Annotated in this window: 18 protein-coding genes and 2 pseudogenes; 13 read left to right on the forward strand and 7 right to left on the reverse strand. The window is 33.1% G+C overall.

The features are described from left to right. Positions 1–157: 157 nt before the first annotated feature. Both AC1DEF_RS28185 and AC1DEF_RS28190 read right to left on the reverse strand, forming a co-directional pair. A complete protein-coding gene (locus tag AC1DEF_RS28185) occupies positions 158–433 on the reverse strand; it encodes a hypothetical protein (protein WP_255255838.1) in 276 nt (91 codons plus the stop codon). Further along, entirely contained in the window at positions 406–639 is a 234-nt protein-coding gene (locus AC1DEF_RS28190; protein ID WP_255255837.1) for a hypothetical protein, read from the reverse strand. The genes AC1DEF_RS28185 and AC1DEF_RS28190 overlap by 28 nt, the downstream gene beginning before the upstream one ends. Before the next feature lie 509 nt (positions 640–1,148). Between AC1DEF_RS28190 and sda the strand changes: the two genes are divergently transcribed. From sda to AC1DEF_RS28210, 4 genes are all read left to right on the forward strand, one after another. Next, the gene (sda, locus tag AC1DEF_RS28195) at positions 1,149–1,283 is read left to right on the forward strand and encodes a sporulation histidine kinase inhibitor Sda (RefSeq protein ID WP_097825589.1); all 135 of its coding nucleotides are present in this window, start codon (positions 1,149–1,151) and stop codon (positions 1,281–1,283) included. 350 nt (positions 1,284–1,633) lie between these two features. Next, positions 1,634–1,948 carry a hypothetical protein gene (locus AC1DEF_RS28200; protein ID WP_074898711.1) on the forward strand — a complete coding sequence of 105 codons (315 nt, stop codon included), beginning with the start codon at positions 1,634–1,636 and terminating at the stop codon, positions 1,946–1,948. A gap of 183 nt (positions 1,949–2,131) precedes the next feature. Continuing rightward, positions 2,132–2,482: a hypothetical protein gene (locus tag AC1DEF_RS28205; RefSeq protein WP_057242795.1), complete on the forward strand. Its 351-nt coding sequence runs from the start codon at positions 2,132–2,134 to the stop codon at positions 2,480–2,482. 47 nt (positions 2,483–2,529) lie between these two features. Then, entirely contained in the window at positions 2,530–2,736 is a 207-nt protein-coding gene (locus AC1DEF_RS28210; RefSeq protein WP_097825587.1) for a hypothetical protein, read from the forward strand. A gap of 557 nt (positions 2,737–3,293) precedes the next feature. Here the strand turns inward: AC1DEF_RS28210 and AC1DEF_RS28215 are convergent. From AC1DEF_RS28215 to AC1DEF_RS28225, 3 genes are all read right to left on the reverse strand, one after another. Further along, positions 3,294–3,815, reverse strand: a complete 522-nt coding sequence (locus AC1DEF_RS28215) for a hypothetical protein (protein WP_097825586.1) — start codon at positions 3,813–3,815, stop codon at positions 3,294–3,296. A gap of 296 nt (positions 3,816–4,111) precedes the next feature. Continuing rightward, positions 4,112–4,384 carry an HU family DNA-binding protein gene (locus AC1DEF_RS28220; protein WP_034652973.1) on the reverse strand — a complete coding sequence of 91 codons (273 nt, stop codon included), beginning with the start codon at positions 4,382–4,384 and terminating at the stop codon, positions 4,112–4,114. Positions 4,385–4,805: 421 nt separating this feature from the next. Next, positions 4,806–5,030, reverse strand: a complete 225-nt coding sequence (locus tag AC1DEF_RS28225) for a hypothetical protein (protein ID WP_097825585.1) — start codon at positions 5,028–5,030, stop codon at positions 4,806–4,808. 824 nt (positions 5,031–5,854) lie between these two features. Here AC1DEF_RS28225 and AC1DEF_RS28230 point away from each other — a divergent pair. The 8 genes and pseudogenes from AC1DEF_RS28230 (at position 5,855) to AC1DEF_RS28265 (ending at position 15,245) form a co-directional block, all read left to right on the forward strand. After that, positions 5,855–6,106 (forward strand): hypothetical protein, encoded by a 252-nt coding sequence (locus AC1DEF_RS28230; protein WP_097825584.1) that lies wholly within the window; start codon positions 5,855–5,857, stop codon positions 6,104–6,106. 751 nt (positions 6,107–6,857) lie between these two features. Then, entirely contained in the window at positions 6,858–7,172 is a 315-nt protein-coding gene (locus AC1DEF_RS28235) for a thioredoxin family protein (protein ID WP_176521377.1), read from the forward strand. Positions 7,173–7,658: 486 nt separating this feature from the next. Next, positions 7,659–9,074, forward strand: a complete 1,416-nt coding sequence (locus AC1DEF_RS28240) for an MFS transporter (protein ID WP_097825582.1) — start codon at positions 7,659–7,661, stop codon at positions 9,072–9,074. 514 nt (positions 9,075–9,588) lie between these two features. Continuing rightward, entirely contained in the window at positions 9,589–10,011 is a 423-nt protein-coding gene (locus AC1DEF_RS28245) for a hypothetical protein (protein ID WP_097825580.1), read from the forward strand. A gap of 352 nt (positions 10,012–10,363) precedes the next feature. Continuing rightward, positions 10,364–10,573: pseudogene (locus tag AC1DEF_RS28250) on the forward strand (hypothetical protein); the annotation flags it as partial. 1,233 nt (positions 10,574–11,806) lie between these two features. Further along, positions 11,807–12,940, forward strand: coding sequence for an AI-2E family transporter (locus AC1DEF_RS28255; RefSeq protein WP_097825588.1), 1,134 nt, complete (start codon positions 11,807–11,809; stop codon positions 12,938–12,940). Between the two features lie 682 nt (positions 12,941–13,622). Continuing rightward, positions 13,623–13,895: an HU family DNA-binding protein gene (locus AC1DEF_RS28260; protein ID WP_097825578.1), complete on the forward strand. Its 273-nt coding sequence runs from the start codon at positions 13,623–13,625 to the stop codon at positions 13,893–13,895. A 1,149-nt stretch (positions 13,896–15,044) separates the two neighbouring features. After that, positions 15,045–15,245: a cold-shock protein gene (locus AC1DEF_RS28265; RefSeq protein ID WP_061860524.1), complete on the forward strand. Its 201-nt coding sequence runs from the start codon at positions 15,045–15,047 to the stop codon at positions 15,243–15,245. 606 nt (positions 15,246–15,851) lie between these two features. Here AC1DEF_RS28265 and cshA read toward each other — a convergent pair. After that, positions 15,852–17,252 carry a degradosome RNA helicase CshA gene (cshA, locus tag AC1DEF_RS28270; protein ID WP_097825577.1) on the reverse strand — a complete coding sequence of 467 codons (1,401 nt, stop codon included), beginning with the start codon at positions 17,250–17,252 and terminating at the stop codon, positions 15,852–15,854. A 256-nt stretch (positions 17,253–17,508) separates the two neighbouring features. Between cshA and AC1DEF_RS28275 the strand changes: the two are divergent. Further along, positions 17,509–17,742: pseudogene (locus AC1DEF_RS28275) on the forward strand (cold-inducible protein YdjO-related protein). Positions 17,743–18,083: 341 nt separating this feature from the next. Here AC1DEF_RS28275 and AC1DEF_RS28280 read toward each other — a convergent pair. Further along, on the reverse strand, positions 18,084–18,208 hold a 125-nt coding region (locus tag AC1DEF_RS28280; protein ID WP_477727705.1), incomplete at its 5' end, for a cold-shock protein.

Below are 18,208 nucleotides of genomic sequence, written 5' to 3' on the forward strand. Positions count from 1 at the left end.
ATTCTTTCGCAACCTCTTTTACAAATAGGTTCTCTTCCAGTACCAACTGAACGGCAGCCATTTTAAATTGACGATCATAAACTTTTCTACCCATAAACCGAATCACCTTTTTCTCTTAATTTAGTGTTCAGTTTATCGTACCATCTCCAGCTAATTATTAGTCTTTGTCTAACAATTTGGGTGCGGTTTCTTGATCAGTAGTTTTTTTCGTGTAATCTTTTACGTGCGATCTAATTACAGATTGAATGGCGTCATCTACAATGGTATTAAAGTGAGAAATAATTTCGTAAAAGGCATCAAGAGAGAATTTTTTGTTCTTTGCTTCTTCTTTTATAATCTCTCCGATTACATCCCGATAATAGCTAATCTCCTCTAGGGCTATGTTTAAGGGCAGCTGATTACCTACTAATAAATTGGCCGTATTTTCCCCCATTGTTTTATGTTATCAATAGCTATACCTTTTTCCATTAAAATAGAATCGGCATAAGTCGTAAGGAGGTCAATTCGAAAATTAGTTAATTCTACATGGATGTTATGAGCCTCTGCAAGGTCTTGTCTTTTATTTTCAGCTAATTCTTCTTTTCGTTGTAAAATTTTAGTTCCAATAAAATGTAAATCTTCTTGTTTTATATAGTTCAAGGCTTGTCCTCCTTTTATATAAAATACTTCTATCTTTTGTAAAGCAGAGTACTTATGACATATTTCGGCATGCTTTATACTCTATGATTAGTGTTGAATCCTATCACATAACAATAAACTTCACATGTCAATTTACTTTAGTTCAGAGAGCTTTACTAACAAAATCTTATAGTCATTCTGGCCATCTCCAATTTCACAGTACCTATTCGTGTATATATGAATAATCGTATACTTCTTTGTAAGATAAATGACCTTTTCTACAATGATCATTAGCTTCTCCTCTTCTTTCATTAGTAAATAAAGCAACTAAAGGAGTTTATGATAAGGATACTTATTCCCACTAATACCCTTTTTTTACACTAATGTAACATAGTGAAGTAGCTATATAGTCATATTTAGTTGAAAAAAACACAACTGTTTAGCCTTGTAAGGTAAGGGTGAGACATCGTGAGGTTAAGGTAATAGCTAAAAAGCATTTTCATTATAGGAGAGGATGAGTCAATGAAAAACTGAACGATCAAAATTTACTCAGTTCTTATAAAAAGACAATTAAGCTTAACTTACATAAGGACTTTATCGGTAGCCTTGAAAAAGAAATACAAAGGATAAGATTACCATACTTTGTATTGGTAAGAAAAAAATAAAGTATATAGTAAAGGGAAGCTTATCAAAGTACAAGAGTTTCCTTTTCTTCACAAAATCTATAACGAGAAAATCTTATGATTTCCCCCACTATTATTCTACCCCTTTATAATAAATAGAATTTTTTTAAAAAAAGGTAATTAATTTTTATATTAAGTAAAATCAATCTTAATACATATTATAATGGGACCGTCGATAATCATGTGTAAATAAGAATATGCCTCAATATAAAGAGATAATTAGTTATTAACCAATCAATAGGGTATATTCATGTGCAATACTCCCTGGGCGTTATTCTAAAGGAATCCCTCTTTTTATGTCGAAAATTAGTAAGGGATAAGGAGGATTTTAGATGCCTAAAGATTTAGTGAAAGAACTGTTAGATAAAGGCTTTAAAGTAGTGGACTTAACATGTGTGGGCACTATAGATATCATTTCAGCAAAGGAACTATCTTTAGAAGAAATAAGTACTGACGCCATAGTTAGCATGCTATCACTAGATGAAAACAGCATTAAGTTTTCTCTTGACGAAGAACTCCCTTATTTTGAGGCAAGCACCAAACCATTAGCTGGATATATCAATTCAGAAAGCGAACTGCCCATAATGGAGGATGCAATTATTGACTACAAAGTGTATGTTAAAGAAGCAATTCTTCAGTCTAAGTAGTCAGCAAAAAACAGCTTACATTTGTAAACAGCTTTTAATTAAATACGATATGAAATTCTAATGCAAAAACTTCAAAATACTCGCGGCTAATCTTCTAAGCTTGAAAATACTAATACTAGCAATCTAAAAATGAAACTAACATCCCGTACTATAATAGAAAAAACTAAATACTGGGGGCAATGAATGATGGAAGAATTAAAACAAGAAGACCAAGATGCAGGTAAACTGTATGTGAAAGGGTTTAAGTGGATGCGTTTTGTAAGCTTCTTTATGGTTGTGAACCTCATTTTCACCGTAGCTTTAGTAGCAGTTGCCTTAGTAGCCCCTCAAATTCAAGAAACTTTTCAATGGGTAGCATTTGGTGTATATGGGTTTACAGTACTTTATCTCATCTTTATGCGTGAAGTAGCCTTTAGAAAGACATATGGATTTTTGGTAGTTTGGATGCGAACTGTATGGAATTTTAGCTTTATTGCTAGTGCGTTCGGGGCCGTCACTATGTTTGTGGGAAACACTCACTGGACTTTATTTTAAAGGGATTGCCTGTTTATGTTGAAAGTAAAAATAAAGGAGGAATACATATGAATCCATACGAACAATTCCAATTAAATAAAGAAGTAGAAGAGATGGCTAAACAACGAATTGAAATCCATAAAAAGCGAATGGAATTATCTGAAGAGCTGGAAAACAACTGGGATAATAAAGAACTTCAAGATAGAATCATTGAATTAGAGCAAGAAAGCCAAACGCTTAAGAAAAAGATTGAAGCTTTACAGGCTAACTTTTAAGCATCCTTTCAGGATGCTTTTTTGGATTAAAGTGTTTTTACCAGAGCTATATGTGTGAACTTAAGTGAATTACTACTTTCTTAAGCGACGTCTAGAAGTTTTTCTATAAATGGACCCAGTATCGGTATATGTACAACAATTTTCTACACCATATCCTGCTCGTACAACTATAGACGTAGTATCCCTACCTCTAAGTGCCCAGATTGAAATAGAAATGATAGCTAGCAGATTAAAGTTGTAGATAAGTTCATAGAAATAACGAAGCAGCATGCCGAGATAAAAAGACACGGAACGCTGCTTCTTTTATGATCAATGTGTTAGTAGGACTACGATATATGTCATTTTCTATACATGTGTGTATCAAAGGTTATAGGACATCGTTCTTGTGGTATAGACAAAACATTTTATATGCAGCATGTTTTGTTCATTTTCTGCTGAGGCCAAATAATCGTATTATTTGACCTTTTTATTTTACATAATAAGTATTATCAGAAATAATATACGAAAAGGCTCTTTATAGAAAAATAAGTAAGAACCTTGATAAAATAGGGGTGCTTTTACGTATTTATTTCTTCTTTACCATCCAGTAATTCTTGCTTTAACGTGTCAAAGTCACTTTTAGCTACTTTTTCAATCTTATCAAACAATTCATCACCTTTGATTAATCCTTTCTCTTCTAGTACTTCTTCTAACGCTTTAAATCTTACTCTAGATAAAATAACCTCATTTACGGCATTAACCATCAACTTCTGATCTTTTGTAAGTTCTTTTTCTTTGGCTGGTTCTTGTTGTAGCTTAATTCTAAACACGACTTTTGTGTCATCTGATATCTCTGCTGCTTGATAAAAAGTACTGTGTGAAATATTTTTCATTTTAAGTTTCTCATTTGTATCAACAATAGTAAGTTCAAAATGGGGGCTCTCGAAAAAGAAGTCATATAAGTTATAATCTTTTTTTCCTATAACCGAAAATGCAAAACCAATCTTTTTTAGCTGCTCCCCTGTAGTGGAATGTGTAATTGTTTTTTCTTCAAAATTTTCAACATTAAATTCAACATTATTAATAATTAATTGTGTCAACTCAATCACCTCTTTATCTATATGAATACGACGAGACTTAAAAGATTCCCTGTCTTCTCAAAATAAAAAAGGACACTGATGAATTGGTATCCTTAAAGGATTACTTAAAAAATAAGTTAGGAAATTGGAAGCCTAGACTTGGCAAAGAACCTACCTCTAACTCTAAGACGACGACTTAAGAAAATAGAAACCTTGATTAGATAATATGTAGGTGTAGGTATTCAGATGTTTTTCACCATGAAAAATAGGCCCCTTTAGAAGTCTAGCTCTAGAGGGGACTTGCTTATAAGGTATATTTATTTAACAGCTGCTTTTAATTCTTTTCCCGGTTTAAAAGCAGGAACCTTTGAAGCCGGAATTGTCATTTCCTCACCTGTTTGAGGGTTACGACCTGTACGGGCTGCACGTTCACGTACTTCAAATGTTCCAAATCCAATCAACTGAATTTTTTCTTCTTTCGCAAGTGTGTTAGAAATCGTTTCAAACAATGCTTCCACAGCTTTTTTAGCATCTTGCTTTGAGAGTTCTGCTTGTGTTGCAACTGCATCTACTAGTTCAGTTTTATTCATATTCAAACACCTCGTCCTCTTATTTTTAGATAATATGTAGGAATGCTAACATATCATAGCTTCTACAAGCTTGTCACTTAATAAGGTTAGATAAAAAGAAGAAGAATTCCTGTTTTTCCGGGAATATTCATACTGAGATTTACTCTGTAGCGAAGTGAAGTTCGTTTAAGCTAAATAATGAGTTATTCATTGCAAAATCCCCGCCTATATAATATAGGAAAATATGTATATATATTTTTAATTTAGTCTAAACTAATAACATATTCCCCAATTGCCTGAATTTTAACAAGCCTTTGCTCCCGTTAAGCAAAGGCTACTTTTTTGACGAGTTTCTTCTATAAAATAGGCCATTTTGAAAAGACTTTTGTGTAAGTAAAATTAGTCGCTCTAAAAAATCCATTCTTTTAGAGCGATTAATTTTTTATGACTCTTTAGAGAGGCAACCATGAGTATGATCTCTATTAGCAGCAACTACAAACCTTGATTTTCCTTCTTGGCATTCATGAGCGATTTCGATATCGCCACAATAAGGGCAAGTGAGGTATCCTCTGGATTGCATATGATTGAAGCTAATTATTTCCTCAGATTTAAAAACGTTCATTCTTATTCCATAATGAGTACAAGCAAATTTTTTTATGCTTATCATAGGATTTCTTCCTCCTTCTTATTGTGTATTGGTTCATTTTTAGTATATAAGATGGATATGGATAATTTAACCTTTTTCAGTTAACTTGTCTTAAATATTTAGAAATCAAATCACAAAGGAATTATTGAGTAAAAGAGTTAAAGATAAATTCTACTTGTATACCTTAAGAAACGCATCCCTATCAAAACAAACATCAAAATAAAAGTAATAAACGTTAGATAATTTTAAAATAACTTATTAAATGAATCTTTAATACCTTTTAACTTCAGAATATAGATAATATTTATTGTTATATTATTCATTAAAGTAAATAATATAACATTTTAGTTGAAAATAGTTTAATAATTACATACCTTGTAGAAAAACACTTTATTTGTCGTCACTTAGAGTAAATATTAAAACCTTTATAATATATGAAGTACTTTAATATTTACTTAACGGATGATAAAACTTAGTCGAAAGTTAAATCATGTGTTAATCTAATCAATCACAAGTTTTATTTTGAAATGTGTATGTATATTAATCTACAAATCTAGCTACACTAATAACGTATTCCCCCTATTCCAATAAATTTGAAAACCCTTTGCTTTATATAAGCAAAGGGTTCTTTTTTTATTAAGCACAATTTATTTTTGCCTAATGTAACTTGTAGATAGTGAAATTAAATATTGATAGCCACACCTAGAACCAGAGATGGGGCCAATTTCTAAAAATATTCAAATGTTTATTTGATTATTTTTAGAAATTAGACCTAAATTCATATTGGACAAACATATGCTTGGTAACAGAGGATAGTATACGGTTGATGCAAAAGGGGGAAATACATGACATATATTAAAGTATTGAAAGTATTTTATGTGCTTTTGGCTGTAGTGGGAGCCATTCTAGCTATCGTTTCTTACTTTCAGCATTCACTTTATTTGAAGTCATTTGGCCTTGTTTTGTTAGGGTCATCGCTCGTTTTTAACAGTTACACTACCTATTTAGAGTGGAAAGGAAGGGGACCCTTTCTTTACATGGCCATAGGTCTAATAGTGATTGTCATAGCTATAGGTGGTTTTACTAATGCATGGTAACTATATTTGTTAATGAAGAAAAATCTATATAGTTAATATTATAGCTTGAACATTTTAGCTTCTAGCATCTAAGAACAACCAAACTATCCTCATTTCTAATAAAGTTGTCGTTCTAGGATCAATTTTAGTTAACATAAAACGGCTTATAAGAATTAATTGTAATGATAGTTTAAAAATAAAAAGAACCTTCTCAACGAATGAGAAGGTTCTTTTTGTAGTTAGAATCACCCACTATAATTTCCGTTACAGTAAGGTAAGGATAGTATAAATAAAATTCGATAGAATGTAAATAAAAAACAACTGTCCATGAATAAAGAAGCATGTTCCACCATGTATACTTTGAACAGTTACCCAAATCAACATTCAGAATAATGCAACTTTAATACATATAGCCTGTTGTGTATATTTCATTTTCAAAAGTGAAATAGCATGATTTTCTTTTTAATACATGTTATGGTTTTATTAGAAACTCAATTTTTAATATTTTCGCTTACAACAATACACTAGGTGGTTTGCCTACTGCTTAAATTTAAAACGAAAAAGACTTTCTTAAATAAGAAAGTCTTCTCCTAGTCTGAATGAATGTACTTGGTTAAGGTTAACATTCTCCCTTATTATACGTATTTTCCAGGTGTCTGTCACTTAGAAAACACCATATCTATTTAAGTTCTTATACTGCGAATGAGTAGCAAGACAACAAATAAAATATCGTTAAAGTCTTCATTACAAAATGATGATTTGGAGGATTGTAATGACCATTTTAAAAGGGACAAAAGATAATTTTTTCTCACTGATTAAGGAAGGTATAACCTTAGCTTATTTTTCTAACCCCCAGATAGAAGAGTGCCAAACAACTCGCGCAAACTTAGAATCTATAGAGAAGAATATAAAAAAAGATATTAAGTTCTTAGAAGTTAATGTAAATGAAGAAAAAAAAGTAGTCGACAAATTCCCAGTCGACATATTACCGACCATTATCTTGTTTAAAAACGGGAAAATACTGAAAAGTAAAATTGGAGGACAGTCCAGGTCACAACTAACACAGTTTATAAGTCCTTTCAACTAAATATTTTATTTTTAACATGTATGTATATCAATCAAGTTAAGTGATTTTTCTATAAAAATTTGTTATTGTATATTTAGAAGAAACTTATTTCTGATGAGATGATTTCTTCGAAATCACATAACATATAGTTATCCAACATCTAAGCGTATTAGCGCAATATGATTTGGATAAACTACGTACAATGCCGAAAGGCATTACACTTTCCTATTCTATTTTACAGGAAAAGCTACTGTTGGTGGGAGTCAGTCAGTAGTTTTTTCCTATTTCCCTTATCTTTTCCTCCCTATCTGCCTGCTCATCAAAGTTAAACATTGAACATACTATATGGGCGACATGCATTCTTTTTTTCCTTACATATGAATATTTTTTTGTTATCTAAAAATAATGAATGTTTCTAAGGGTTTGGATGTTTAATAAACTAAGCCTTTAGTTTGACTTTTAACCGGGTTTTTGTATAACCTTATACATTGGAGGTGACGTGATGAAATGAAGTTTAACAAGAAAAAAATTAACGTCGTAGATATTGATAAAGCAAAAAGAAGCGTCTTTGCTACAGGCGTAGGAAACGCGATGGAATGGTTTGACTTTGGTTTGTATTCATATCTAGCTGTTATAATTAGTCAAAACTTTTTTAGCGCAGTTGAAAATGATCAACTCAAATTAATGTTCACATTTGCCACATTTGCCATTGCCTTTTTAATGCGTCCACTCGGCGGTGTTATATTCGGTAAAATTGGAGACAAGTTAGGACGGAAAGTCGTTTTAACTACTACGATTATTTTAATGGCCTTTTCCACATTACTCATTGGATTATTACCTACATATGATCAAATCGGTGTATGGGCACCTATCCTCTTACTAATTGCTCGAATCATTCAAGGTTTCTCAACTGGCGGTGAATATGCTGGTGCAATGGTCTATATTGCAGAATCGTCTCCAGACAATAAGCGTAATATGCTTGGAAGTGGACTAGAAATTGGTACCCTTGTTGGTTATATTCTGGCTTCACTACTAGCTAGCTTGCTGTTCCTTCTTCTAACAGATGAACAAATGGCCTCATGGGGCTGGAGAATTCCGTTCTTATTAGGATTACCTTTAGGACTAATTGGGTTTTATTTACGAAGTAGTTTAGGGGAAACACCTATTTTTGAAAATGAAATCTCTAATTCTGAAGAGGAAATTGAAGAGGAAAGCTTTCTCTCTATTTTAAAAAACCACAAAAAAGATGTGTTTGTTTGTTTTGTAGCCGTGGCTTTCTTTAATATTACAAACTATATGTTATTATCGTATATGCCATCTTACTTAAATGAAATTATTGGTTTATCAAACACAGTGGGTACGGTATTAATTACGGCCATTATGATTATCATGGTGCCACTTGCGCTTATGTTTGGAAAACTGAGTGATAAAATCGGGAACAAAAATGTTTTCTTAATTGGTTTAGGTGGGTTAAGCTTATTCTCAGCTTTTTCGTTCTATTTAGTCAACTTAAACGGTTTAGTCTTCGTTTCAATTGGTGTTCTGATTTTAGGTATTTTCCTTGCTACGTACGAAGGAACCATGCCAGGAACGCTGCCAACGATGTTCTATACAGATATTCGCTACCGAACATTGGCCATTACGTTTAATGTTTCAGTTTCTATCTTTGGTGGAACAACGCCACTAGTTGCGACATGGTTAGTTCACGCAACGGGCAATCACTTAGCTCCAGCGTTCTATTTAACCATTGTGAGCATCATTGGGTTCTTCGTGATCTTGTTCCTGTTTGCGAACACAGCAGGAAAATCACTCAAAGGTTCATACCCAACAGTTTCCTCTAAGAATGAGTACAATGAAGCAGTTGAAAATCCAAAAGACTCATTGTGGTGGCACACGGAACAAACTAAAAAAACAACCGAATAAAATTGAAGTCTCTTTTTAAACTATGTTACAATCTATATGACAAAAGATAAGCTTTAGATAAAAATCTGCCTAATTTGCAACCATTAGGTAGATTTTTTATTGTTGAATTAATTTCTTTCATTCTATCCTCTCTTTTTCTTATTACCTCATGTATACTCCATACAAAGAAATTGGCTGTCTGTCGGATTTATGTTGATAAAATGAATAATACACAATAAGATGAGCAGACTATTCAAGATGCTGTGAAGCATCATCTCATAGAACCCATTTAAATAAAATTCAAGTAACAGAAGAATTCTGCCTCCCTCTCCAAAAGGTAGGTTTTTTCTGTTTTTAAACTGTACATTTCCCATATTCCTAGTTACCATAAAACATATTTTAGGAACACCTTTAGATGGAGTAGTTTTTTCAACTTTTAAGATGTATGCTATATACATCTTAATTTACCATGGTCACTGCTCTAGAAACATATTGTCTCAGGTAAAAAAATTCATTAATTTAAAGGGGTTAAAACATGGATATTAGTAATATAGCTAAATGGATTCCTGTCCCTTATTTTCAAATTGCGCAAGATGGTACAATTCTAAATTCTTCAAATATAACCCATTCATATTTTCAACCTACTTCTAGTATATGGAATATTATTTATAAAGAAGACCGAAATAAAGCAATAGTAATGCTGTCACAGATTAAAAATTCTCATCCTGTAACCCAATATCTCATTTTGCAAACAAGTAACAAGTTATTTATGAATTTCAAATGTACGATCCAATGGCAGGACGATATAGGTCATCTCGTATGCACAGAAGCCAAAAATATCAAAGTTCCCTCTGTTTTATCTGTTCAAAAATCTTTAGTAAATACTCAAAAACGTTTAGAGGAATCAGAAAAACATTTAAACAATGTTATTAAGATACTGGATATAAGAAAACACTAGGTTTTTATTTTTTTTACATGAATTTTTCTGTTCTGAGCAAACTACCCAAGATGTTTCCAATAGACATCGTCCATAATAATTCCTATAGCTTTTACGTAACAGAGAAGCCTGCTGCAGATGATCAGTAGGTTTTTCCCCTTTTTATTTTTAAATTGTATATCGTATACAAAGTTAGTTACCATAATGTTGCTTCTAGGAACCTAATACCTAAAAACCCTTTTTATCTCATGAAGGATTTTTAGGTATTTTAAACGTGTAAAACAGAATAAATATATCAAAGTATGTTAATTATGGATTAAAGATGTAAAATACAATTTGTTTAATCCCCTAATAATTCCATAGGAGAACATACATGAAAAACTATACAAACGATAACACAGCAAGACGCTATATAGCTCACGTTAGTACACTTGGAACTACTCAGATTCACTTAAGAAATCCCTACATCATAGCCTGGTGGTCAGCAGCCTTTCCCGGTTTCGGACATTTACTTTTATCCAAATATCTTCGAGGATTTGTTTTATTTATTTGGGAGGTTGTTATTAATCTTCAGTCAAATATAAAGGAAAAAAGATGACAAGAGGGTATGCAGGTCTTTACTACATTTGGATGGATTGAATCCTCAAAAAATATGATTGCGTTACAGAAAAGCTACCGAGGTAGCTTTTTATTTTGTTAATATTAAGGTTTGTTCAATATAGATAGTCCAAAAAGATGTACCTTTTTGGATTGTCTACATTGGATAGTCTTAATCACTTAGCTGACGTAACTAACTTTGCATATGATTTACAGCCTGAAATTAGAAAAAGAGTGCCTCTTTTAACTGGAAAAAGGCAGTCTTTTTTTATTCCTTAAATGGATAGGTTTCTTATTACCATTTTACCTTCTGTTACCTATAAGAAATCGTAACATATGTTAAATAATAATAAAGTTGTTATAAAAATGACAATCATGCTATGCAACAATTGTGTTATTTAATAGAAGTTTGTCGTTGCCTAAAAAGAAAATAATTGTAATAATTAGTATTGAATTGAAGTGGGGTTTTTAAGAATAACGAAAGAAAACATTATAAATTAAGTGCTTTTAAAATATAAGAGAGTGAGGGAAATAGACTGGGGAAAATTCAAAAATTCAAGTATAGAATGAGAAAAATCAAAAACGCTTATCTAATAAAATATTATAGAATTGAAGGGAAAATAAAGTATCCTCTGATCTATTCTTTAAATAACTTTATTAGATTAATAGAAATAGGAATAATTATGGTTATAGCTTTGACAATATTACAGTAATTAAAGGTTGTAAATTTGAAATGGCTAGAGAATATTTTAAATCATTTACCTAGTGTAGAAGCTGATTTAAACCGACAATTTTTGTCTCCCAAATAAGTGTTACATTTATTATTTTATCTTTGTTTTCATTAATAATAAACTTGAAAAAAGAAAAAGTTTTTGGAACATCAATTTACAAAATTCTATTTGCTAAGTCTATATTAGGGAACATTATATTTATAAGTTTTTTTATATTCATATTCCTATTTATAAATATTACTTTATATATCTAATGGGTTTACCTATTGACCCATGAAAATCTGTTTTGATTAATCCGAACATTATTTATGCACGATAAACCATAATTAACGGTGGTTTTTTTATTTTATGCTTAATTTCCAGAAATCCCTGCTTTCGACGCAAGGAGAGCGTAATTGGGGAATAACAATAATCTTGGCAAGGTCACTGTAAAATGCGGTGTGAAGTTTGTCCACGGACAATATAGGATAAGGATTGGAGGAGATCAGATGTCAACTCTCAAGACCGGGGATGAAAGATTTAAGAAATTCTTTCTGAATAATAAATTTGTGTTGTTTCTGTTGATCTTACTGCTTATTGGTTTGAACATTTGGGTCTTTAACTTGATTTCTTTTGTATTCGAGCCTTTTATCGTTCTGGTTCAGACGATATTGCTACCGTTGATTTTAACGGGGGTTGTGTATTATTTAACGAATCCGATTGTCAATCTGCTTGAAAAGAGGAGAATTAAGCGCGTCTATTCTATTATCATCCTTTATTTGTTGATCATCGCAATCATTACGCTTCTAATTTTTGCTGTCATTCCGGTTATACGTATTCAAGGCATGGATCTCATCAATAATTTTCCAGCCTACAGCGCAGAGGCCAAGCTTTGGTTTAAAAAACTAATCGGAGGCGCGTTTTTTAACCGGTTTCAGCATACGACCGGATATAGCTCCACGGATTGGACAAATACGGTTATAGGCCAACTGACTTCGTTTATCAATCGGTTGGCGAGTAGCTGGAGGGGCGTAGTAGGAGCTATAACGGAAGTCGTTCTAGCCATTGTCGTCGTCCCATTCATTTTGTTTTACTTGTTGTTAGATGGCAGTAGGCTGCCACATTACATTCTGAATCTCATTCCAACCAAACTTCGTCCTCAATCTTTCGAGATGATGGAGGAAATGAATCATCAAATCAGTTCTTATATCCGGGGACAAGTCATCGTTAGTTTTTGCATCGGACTCTTGTTATATATAGGCTATTTGATCATTGGCCTGAAATATTCTTTGGTTCTTGCGATCGCAGCAGCTTTCACAAGCATTGTTCCATATTTGGGGCCGGCGATAGCCATTACTCCGGCATTGATTGTCGCAACCGTTACCTCGCCAGCTATGCTGTTTAAGATGATTATCGTATGGACGATCGTCCAATTGATCGAAGGCAAGTTTATTTCTCCGCAAATTATGGGGAAATCGCTTCATATTCACCCAATCACGATCATTTTCATTATTTTGACGGCGGGTAATCTGTTTGGATTGGGAGGAATTATCCTAGCGGTTCCAGGCTATGCGATCCTGAAAGTGATTGTTACTCATTTATTCCAATGGTTTAAAAGACGATCTGGTCTTTATAGACCTTGAGCGTAACAAGAAAAAGAAGTTCGTTAGCACACGAGGTGCGCCTGAACGGCATTCGGTATGATGGACAGTTTCCCCGCGAACCGTGGAAATGTCCCGGAATACAAATAATGCCCTCCCGACTTCCTTTTGGGAAGGGGGAGGGTTGAAGAGATTGCTTTCTTGTTATTTGCTCTTTTGACGAACGGATTTCCGTTTTTGTCATAGCTGCATGCCGGTCAACGCTCAGTGGATCCTCTCCATCATTGGGCTGCAAATCGCAAGTTTTATTTATTTCCACTGTCTATTTGACAGGGGGGAAGTTCACATATCAGCAAAGGATTCTTTTTTTATTAAGTACAATTTATTATAAATGATTTTAGGTAATGTAAATTATCGGTAAAAAAAGTCCCCTAAGTAAAGAGCCTTGTTGTTTTAATATTGGTCAACTGTGGCTCTAAGGGAAGAAGCTCGAATAAACTCCCCAACTGATTGGGTTCTTTTTATTTTAAGTTCCTGTGGGACATGCGTTTATTATAGCTATAGAAAAATTAACTGTATCAAAGAACTTGTTATATATTGTATATTAATTAACTAAAAAGGGTATTTACCTACTTTTATCTAATCTTATAAAAGAGTAAGTGCATAAAAGATAGGTTATTCCTCTAATATACTTGCTTAAACAAATGAAATGAGGTGTTTGACTATGAATAAAATGGAACTAATCAGTGCCGTTGCAACAAAAGCAGATCTAACACAGAAAGATGCTACAAAAGCTGTGAATGTAGTATTTGAAACAATAGCTGCCGAACTTGCCAAGGAAGAAAAAATCCAACTAATTGGCTTTGGTACATTTGAAGTACGAGAACGTGCAGAGCGAACAGGTCGAAATCCTCAAACAGGTGAAACAATGCAGATTCCTGCTTCAAAAATAGCTTCCTTTAAAGCAGGAAAGGAATTAAAACAAGCTGTTAAATAATCTCGTGTATCTACAATGGATAGAAAAGTTCTAGGATTATTCCAAAGAGCTTTTCTATCATATACATAGAAAAGGCGCCTTCTTTTGATTTTTATAAAGTGATATAGGTTTATAAATTGAACATTCATTTGCCTTTATTTCTGCATATATGCTCTGCTCCTTCAATCAAATTCTTTCACAACCGTAACTATTGTACCATTTCAAAGACTTTTTTCATTTTACGTAAAATCTTTTATAAATTTATTCAAGAGGGGGTAAATCGGATGTCACAAGAAATCGAATTATTGAATATGTGAATTCATTTATGTAAAGAGATTAAAGGTTTATTAGAAGAAAGAGAGCATAGGAATTTAGTTTTTAAACAATTAGTTACCAAAAATGTTTTCTCTCCCTTGCCTTTAGAATATGAGAAAAAATAATCTCTTTTAAATGACATAAATCATAGAAGTACTGAAAGACAGTTTTACTTTGTTTTTCTGTTATTTATTTACACGAAAAAATTTAGATTATGTGTAGACTTACCTCCATGCAGGTATTCTGCATAAATCGTCATAACCAAAGGTTTATTAAAGTTGAACACTGGGTATTATCAAATCAAGACGATGTGTTAATAGTACCGCCTTTGCATAGGGTGTGTCCTTCTCCATTCTGTGAAAAATGGCGCCTAAAACGGCGTCATTTTTTTATTTGCAAACAAGTTTATGGATTCTTGTGCGAAGGTTGCATTTATATGAAAAAGGTATATAGATTCCTCTCTAATAGAATCTATTTTTACGCAACTATTCAAAATATTTTTGAGTGAACTTCCCTTTCTTTTGGACAGACCGGTCCCATTGTACTCTCTCATCTAATTTAGGTTCATATTGATGAATACAATGCATAATGATTGTGTGGGCAACGGGTAATTTTCGGTCTTCCATCATTTCCATGTTTAGAAGGTCACTTACAGATATTTTGAAGTTTTTGCACGAGAACCTCTTTATGTATATAGTCATATCCTAATAATCTTTTAGTGAAGTTAGTAATGATAAAGAACGTTGAAAGATCAAATTAATTTAAGTTTAAGATGTCTCTATTGGGATAATATAATAAATAAGCTAGTTTTAATTATAATCTGGTTTATTTTCTATATTCTAGGAGGCAACAAAAATGGAACACGGTAAAGTGAAATGGTTTAATGCCGACAAAGGTTTTGGATTTATCGAGCGTGAGGATGGAGAAGATGTGTTTGTTCACTTCTCGGCTATTCAAGGTGACGGGTTTAAATCCTTGGATGAAGGTCAAGAAGTGACGTTTGATATCGAACAAGGGCAACGTGGCCCACAAGCGACAAACGTACGTAAAGCATAAGAAACCATAATAAAAAACAGACTCTATCTTCAGAGTCTGTTTTTACTTAAAAAGATTTTTATATCAAAACTTATTCACGAATAATTATTATTCATGTTTCATTAATTCTTCTTCAAAGAAAAAAGTACTTGGGTATTTATTGACCGTATAAGAGTATCTTTTCATGTTTTTTACATAATGACTTTTTAAGATTGTCACTAATTCATTCGATACTCTTATATTTACTATTTCTCCATTACTAAATATTTTTACGCTCATAGCCCTCATCCTCTATCGTATCAAAAATAATAAAATTTTCATTTTTATTTATCGTGAGACATAATGTAAATCTCACAAGATTCTTTATTTTATACAGCTCTTTTGTCTGATATTTTTTAGTTCTCCACAATCATAAGGATTAACAATTAAAGTTGCCGTGTGATTCTTATAATGGAGCTGAGAAAGGCTTACATCAATTCGTATAAGTTTTCTGGTATATGTGTTAAAAAAGTAAGCAACCTTTCTTCGATAGTTGGTTCAAGAAGGGATAGTTGTAGTTTGACACCTTACGGTGTGATAAACCTCAATACCTACTAATGAAGTACATAGTCATAAAATACTAAGGGATTATTTTCTATACTTTTTTTCACGCCATACTGTTTCTTTTCTGCCTCTACTTCTCTTACGCTCCGTTTTTGCCTTTTCATTACGAAGTGGTGCCACTTCAGTTAATTGGACAGGAGCCATATTTGATTCTTTTGTTAAGAGCTTTAAAGTGGCTGACAATAAAGTAACAGAATCCACTTCTTCTAATAACTTTTCTGCCACAGGTTTATATTCCCCTAGCTCTCTCTTGTCGATGGTGTTCAAAACGCGGTGTATGATTTCTTCCTGATTTCCTGCCATTACTTCACTAGAAGTGGGAGGCGATTGTCTAGACATCTTTGTTTTCGTAACATCTTCAATCACTTTTAAGTGATGACGTTCTCTCGAAGTTATAAATGTAACCGCCAATCCCTTATTACCTGCCCGTCCTGTTCGACCAATGCGATGAACATAGCTTTCAGGATCTTGAGGAATATCAAAATTATAGACATGACTAACACCTGTAATATCAAGGCCTCTTGCTGCAACATCGGTTGCGACCATAATCTCAATCGTATGCTCCTTAAATTGACGAATCACATCGGCACGTTTTGATTGCGTAAGATCTCCATGAATACCTTCGGCTGCATACCCACGTTTTTTCAACCCTTCGGCAAGTTCATCCACACGTTTTTTTGTGCGACCAAACACAATCGTCAGGTCTGGTGATTGAAGGTCTACAAGATTACAAAGAACATCAAATTTTCGATTCTCTGGAATTTCCATATACTGTTGTTCAATATTCTTTACTGTTAACTCCTTCGCTTTTACTTTCACGAGTTCAGGAGTGTTCATGAATTTCTGGGCTAAACTTTGTACTTGCTTCGACATGGTTGCTGAAAATAGTAAAGTTTGATGGGGAGAAGAAATCCCCCCAAGAATTGTTTGGATATCTTCAATAAAGCCCATGTTTAACATCTCATCTGCTTCATCCAGAACAGCCGTACGAATATGATTTAAACGAATCGTCCTTCTTTTCATATGGTCCATGAGACGTCCAGGGGTTGCCGAGATAATATGTGGTCTGTTCTTAAGGGCCTTGATTTGACGATTAATGTCCTGCCCCCCATAAATGGGTAACGTTTTAACTCCTTTTACCTGTCCAATTCGATTTAATTCCTCAGCTACTTGAATCGCCAGTTCACGCGTCGGCGCTAGAACGATTCCCTGAATCGCTTCTTCATCAAGCTCAACTCGCTCAATAAGGGGTATACCAAAAGCTGTTGTCTTTCCAGTCCCTGTTTGAGCTTGTCCAATTAGATCTTTACCCGTCATAGCTATTGGAATAGCTTCAGCCTGAATTGGCGTAGCCTCTTCAAAACCCAAGTTATGAATGGCCTTTTCAATGTCCTTACTTAAGTGAAAATCAGAAAAATTTTTCAACTGTTTCGTGCTCCTTCTTTTACTCAAATTCAAGAACGAGCAAAGCACTCTTCAAAAAGAGATAGTGCTTATTCATTCCTGCGTATTAATAAATCAATGTTACTATCAACGAACATCTTGTTCTAACGTATCCGTACAAGGAGAATTCATGCCTTATTTTATCCACGCCTAAGTGTATTTATAATTTCTTATAGTACCTATAAAGAGTGGTTTAATTTAGAAAGATAGGGGTCCTGATATTTCTTTTTTAAAAGGTATACTATTTAGGAGGAGGGATGATGTAGTTAAGTATTATAACCATAGGAAGAAAAATCAAGAGCCCTTACCTAAAGAACGAACAGAAATTTGGGAATGTCAATCAGAAGACTGTAATGGTTAGATGAGAAAAAATTTCTCTTATCAAAATCATCAAAAGTGTCCTTTGTGTGTCCATAAAATGAGAGCTCGAAAACGGTTTTTAGATGAGTCCCCTAATCCCCATCAAAAATAATTTATACCCCACATTTTTGTGTGAATTACCAAAAACTTCTGATTTTTTTAACTACAATTAAACTTCTTAACAAAAAGGTATACCTTATTTTCTTTGTGTTTCCAGTGTATGTTTTAACTAGTCTAAACCTTGTACCGTTCGTTTTTCTATTATGCCGAGATTTTAAAAGTAGATAGGGATCCTTTATCAGAGTTCGTTCTTCAATTTTTAAACTTATTTTCCAAGTAATCCTTTTAAAAATCACGTCTTCTTAAATTATTGAACAAAAACCTGTTTTTTCTAGCTAGTGGAATAAAAAGTAAAAAAAGACTCCCAGGTGGAGTCTTTTTTACTCATTTTGATTATGCTACTTTATGAACGTTAGCAGCTTGTGCTCCACGTTGACCTTGTTCGATATCAAACGTTACTTTTTGACCTTCGTCTAACGATTTAAAGCCTTCACTTTGAATAGAGCTGAAATGTACGA

The organism is Priestia sp. 10L35 (genome assembly GCF_056395685.1).

Coding starts and splice junctions, on each gene's coding strand:
- AC1DEF_RS28230 (WP_097825584.1), top strand. CDS start 5,855: ATGACATATATTAAAGTATTGAAAGTATTTTATGTGCTTTTGGCTGTA.
- AC1DEF_RS28220 (WP_034652973.1), bottom strand. CDS start 4,384: ATGAATAAAACTGAACTAGTAGATGCAGTTGCAACACAAGCAGAACTC.
- AC1DEF_RS28210 (WP_097825587.1), top strand. CDS start 2,530: ATGAATCCATACGAACAATTCCAATTAAATAAAGAAGTAGAAGAGATG.
- AC1DEF_RS28185 (WP_255255838.1), bottom strand. CDS start 433: ATGGGGGAAAATACGGCCAATTTATTAGTAGGTAATCAGCTGCCCTTA.
- AC1DEF_RS28205 (WP_057242795.1), top strand. CDS start 2,132: ATGATGGAAGAATTAAAACAAGAAGACCAAGATGCAGGTAAACTGTAT.
- AC1DEF_RS28200 (WP_074898711.1), top strand. CDS start 1,634: ATGCCTAAAGATTTAGTGAAAGAACTGTTAGATAAAGGCTTTAAAGTA.
- AC1DEF_RS28235 (WP_176521377.1), top strand. CDS start 6,858: ATGACCATTTTAAAAGGGACAAAAGATAATTTTTTCTCACTGATTAAG.
- AC1DEF_RS28255 (WP_097825588.1), top strand. CDS start 11,807: ATGTCAACTCTCAAGACCGGGGATGAAAGATTTAAGAAATTCTTTCTG.
- AC1DEF_RS28265 (WP_061860524.1), top strand. CDS start 15,045: ATGGAACACGGTAAAGTGAAATGGTTTAATGCCGACAAAGGTTTTGGA.
- AC1DEF_RS28225 (WP_097825585.1), bottom strand. CDS start 5,030: ATGATAAGCATAAAAAAATTTGCTTGTACTCATTATGGAATAAGAATG.
- AC1DEF_RS28240 (WP_097825582.1), top strand. CDS start 7,659: ATGAAGTTTAACAAGAAAAAAATTAACGTCGTAGATATTGATAAAGCA.
- AC1DEF_RS28260 (WP_097825578.1), top strand. CDS start 13,623: ATGAATAAAATGGAACTAATCAGTGCCGTTGCAACAAAAGCAGATCTA.
- AC1DEF_RS28245 (WP_097825580.1), top strand. CDS start 9,589: ATGGATATTAGTAATATAGCTAAATGGATTCCTGTCCCTTATTTTCAA.